This is a genomic window from Candidatus Poribacteria bacterium (assembly GCA_021295715.1).
Lineage (GTDB): Bacteria > Poribacteria > WGA-4E > WGA-4E > WGA-3G > WGA-3G.
This window is the reverse complement of record JAGWBV010000156.1, coordinates 1-4198: the sequence shown is the minus strand read 5'-3', so window position 1 is coordinate 4198 and position 4198 is coordinate 1. Positions and strand designations below refer to the sequence as shown.

Here is a 4198-nt window from a genome sequence, read left to right as displayed (position 1 = left end):
CGCACCGCATCGTAATGTTGGGAAGTCAGTATCGTCGCTGGCATAGGAACTCCTGGCTATCAGCGGTTAGGTCGGGTTTTTGCGAAACCCTTTTAGCAATTAGGTCGGGTTTCTGCGAAACCCTTTTAGCGGTTAGTAATTAGCGATTAGCAAAGAGCAAAGAGGCACCTAATTGCTATCACCTAAAAGTGAGCGTAGCGAACGCCCTTTTATAGTAATTAGCGATTAGGTCGGGTTTCTGCGAAACCCTTTTAGCAATTAGCGATTAGCAAAGAGCAAAGAGGCACCTAATTGCTATCACCTAAAAGTGAGCGTAGCGAACGCCCTAACCGCTAAAAGTGAGCGTGCTATTCAACAACCTTCAATGCCTTGGCACCCGTTTCGCCCATCACAACGATGTAGATCGCTTTCTTCGGCTGATAGGAGATCCAGCCCCAAATCTCGGAGCAGACGATGTATTCGACCTGCTTGAGCATATCGCGCGTCGTCTCAATGATATCCGTGTTCATCTGGCTCACGTACTCAACGGCTTTGCGATAGTCGTAAACGACGATAGCGTTATGCTTCGTCGCACTGTTGCCCGATCCTGCCTGAATTCGGTCCTGCAGGTAGTCGTGCCACCCAATCCGAGTGCCTTGCGATAACTGGTTCATCACGGAGAAGTTGCCGCCCCAACCGCTCATGATCGCATTCGGACGCTCGTTCATGTTCACCATCATCACGTTCGTACCTGCGATTTTTGCCAGCTGTAAATCGGTGATGTCCGCGTCATACCCGATCGCTGAGGTCAGCATATACGAGCGCTTAAACCTTTTCTGGAGTGAGAGCCACGCCTTCGGTGTCATGGCATCCGTAGCTGCCGTGTCAAGTTCCTGGAGCCGAACAATCGTCCCGCCAAGATCATCACCATTACCGTTAGGCGCGCCGTGGAGCATCGTCTCAAGTCCTTCATCGACCTTCGCATTTTGTCGCTGGACAGCGATCTCCTCAACGTGCTCCACCGCTTTGTCAATGAACTCGACTTCCCGCAAATGCTCATACGTGAACGGGATCGCCAGCATCCGCTTTTTCACTTGGATCGGACGCTCAGAGGTGTCGAAACTTGCCATGGGCGGATCCGCCGCAGGGGTGCGTTGCTCCTCACGGAAAGCGTTTTCGTCGTAATTAAGGATCGTGGCACGGTAATCTTTCTTGCTCGTCTCCGCAAACCGAGTCGTCAATTCCTCAAGCGGAATGTCAACCTCCACATCCTCGTCCCAGTGCGCCATCGCATCATAGTAAGGTGTGAGCGTCGAGCCGGGGGCAGTATCGTGTACATCTTGGAAGGTACCCGCACGCTCCCAACGCGCGCGTCTTTCCGCTTTCCGCGCCGCTGCTTCGAGTTGCGGACGGTAAGAAACGCTCCGATACGTGTTCAGACACATCTCTTTGAGCGCAAACTCTCTTGCTTCATTCCCAATCACTTCCTCACACTTCGTCGGCCAGATACCCGCAGCAGGGATGCACTCCGTTGTCATGCCCAACTCGTCAAGAACGACTGCCATCGCTGATAGACGTTCATCATCGGCACCGAGTTCACCATCTTTCTCTGGATCGTATTGCGAATCCAGGTAAGATGAATACGGCATCTGCGCATCCGCCGCTTCCTCAACAAGCCTCGCACGCTGATCCGGATTCCCGTGTCGTTCAATCAATTCTCGTGTCGTCATTAAAGCCATTCTTCTTCTCCTTTTTTATGGCTGTCGGAAACCGTCAGGTCGGGTTGCTACGCAACCCTTTCAGCGGTCGGTAAGAAAAGAGGGCGTTCTGTAACGCCTGGGTCTTTGCTGACTGCTGATCGCCGACTGCTGACTGCTAATTACCCTGGAAACGCAATAAGGGCATGCGTTGTGTCAAACTCCAGCACTGAGCCTTTGCCCTTCGCTGCGTCAATCAAGTTGGTTATCTCGGTACGAGCGGCGTTATGTGCCACTACCTTCTCCGCTTCGGTATCGATATCGGCAGCTTCAACCGCGTCTAAGGCAGTCGCTACGGACGCAGCTTTCACATATCCCTTCGCGCTACTCTGTCCAAGCCCAGCGACAAGCTTATCGCCCCGCTTGACCGTCGCGTTGCTCGCAAGCGGAACACGCAACCCCGCGAATAGGTAAGCACCGGTTATCTGTGTGTCGTCAACAGCAGTAATCACGCCATCGAACGCTTCGCCATCGGGTGGCAACTCGGCGACACCGTCTTCATTGATACGATACACCTTGCCGACTGCCGTGCTACGGTTCGGCTGCGTTATGTCGTATGTGATGGTCGATTTATCATGCTTGAAACTGGTCGTTGCTAAAAATGGGTGTTCTTTCATTGACATCGTTTTCTATCCTCCTGTAATTGGCTATCAGGGCGTTCACTTCGTTCACTGTTAGCAATTAGGTGTTAGGACGTTCCGCTGCGCTCCACTTTTAGCGGTTAGGGCGTTCGCTACGCTCACTGATAGCAATTAGGTGCCTCTTTGCTCTTTGCTAATCGCTAATTGCTAACCGCTAAAAGGGTTTCGCAGAAACCCGACCTAATCGCTAAAAGGGTTTCGCAGAAACCCGACCTAATCGCTAAAAGGGTTTCGCAGAAACCCGACCTATCCGTCTCCGCATCCGCCGTTGTCGCTGACGCATACCGACTTTCTCGTTTTCTGGGGGCGGTTCGTGGTCATCGGTCGTCGATCTACCTGCCGGTAACGCCGTATCGGCCTTTTTCTTGTTCTGGGCGATATGCGTTTCGAGTTTCTCCAGCGGCATGTCACTGTAATACTCGCGATGGTATTCCTCGTCGAAATCGTCGCCATACGCACGGTTTCCCTGCTTGATGGCTTCGTCAACACGCGCCTGGCGATACGCCTTGCCGTCCTCAGCGTCTGCCTCTAAAGCCGCAAGCTCCGTTTTATGGGTTTCCGTCATCGTCGCGATCTTGTCTTTCTCTGTTTCGAGATCAGATCGGAGGGTCGTTACTTCCTCCTGGAGTTTCTGAACGACCGCATCCGGTTCATCTGTCGACTTCACCGTCGGGATCTCCAGCGCATCGCGTAACTTCGTAATCCATTCTTGGTCTGTCATTAGGAATTCCTCCATACATGTTTTTGACGTGGTACGACACAGCGTTTCGATATGTCGTCCGAGTTCATCAAATTCTCGCTTAGTGTCGATAGATGTTTTCCGGTTAGAACCAAACTCAACCAGCGAGACTTCCTTGAGTCGGGCATCGTAGACGGTATACGTTGCTGGCTTCATTTTGCCATTCTTATCTTCATATATCTTGCCCATCTTGTGGGTACACTGCCCCTCACGTTCGGGCTCCCAGTCCCAATAGGAATATCGACGGATAGGCAGATTACACAAATTACATATCTCTCGCGCACCGTAGAACCCAACACTCGCCTGGTTGACTAAATCGTTTTCTATGGCACGAATCAACTGCTCGCTCGATGTGAAATAGAGACCTGAGCCGTTGTATTCCATGTTACGTAAGATGAAAAAGTCGATGAGCAACTCGTTTTTGTCCGTCAGTTGGGCATCCGAGGAACGACCGTAGCCGAAAGAACGCCAGGCGTGATGATCCTTCAACGCCACACCTAACGCTGACTTCGCGTCCGCCTCAAAGTTCTTCAAAGTTGTTTTAGGATCCATAATGGAGTTGTGGCGATCTAATTCCGCATTGCTCGCCGTGATGCGGACCCAGTACTTATCATCATCATCTTCCGGCAGGTCGTCATGCATCGCACGCGTCCCGATCATGACTGGCAATAGTCTTATGTCTTCCATAGTGTTATTCTCCTTTTAATTCAGCAAACGCCCTGACTGCTTGCGGCTGACCGCCATATACCCGTACCCCCGCAGAATGCTTCTCTTTTTCAGATTTGAATTTGTCGACTGCATCCGCATACACCTCGTCGTCAACGCCTTCCATATCGCGCAACTCTTTGAGTTTCTTGAGATTGTCGATCTTGACACCCTCCGCCTCCGCCATCGCTTTGACATCCATGGGATCCGGCGTGTTCTCGAAATAGAACATCACCTTCCCTTGCCGACCCTCAGTTCGTAACACATACCCGAGGAGCGTTGACATGACACCCGCCACCGTCGACTGGATACTCGATATATTAATCCGATAATCTTTGCGCTGCTCTACCGCATGCGTCTCCGCGACGCTCTCGTTA

At 51.8% G+C, this 4198-nt stretch carries 4 protein-coding genes; all 4 read right to left on the bottom strand.

Annotated elements, in window-relative coordinates; all coding sequences use genetic code 11:
• Positions 1-347: 347 nt before the first annotated feature.
• A complete protein-coding gene (locus J4G07_22230) occupies positions 348-1718 on the bottom strand; it encodes a hypothetical protein (protein MCE2416704.1) in 1371 nt (456 codons plus the stop codon).
• 140 nt (positions 1719-1858) lie between these two features.
• Complete coding sequence (locus J4G07_22225; protein MCE2416703.1) at positions 1859-2359, bottom strand: hypothetical protein; 501 nt, start codon at positions 2357-2359, stop codon at positions 1859-1861.
• Between the two features lie 238 nt (positions 2360-2597).
• The gene (locus J4G07_22220) at positions 2598-3803 is read right to left on the bottom strand and encodes a hypothetical protein (GenBank protein ID MCE2416702.1); all 1206 of its coding nucleotides are present in this window, start codon (positions 3801-3803) and stop codon (positions 2598-2600) included.
• A 4-nt stretch (positions 3804-3807) separates the two neighbouring features.
• Positions 3808-4198, bottom strand: a 391-nt coding sequence (locus J4G07_22215; protein MCE2416701.1) for a hypothetical protein, incomplete at its 5' end; no start/stop codon positions are given.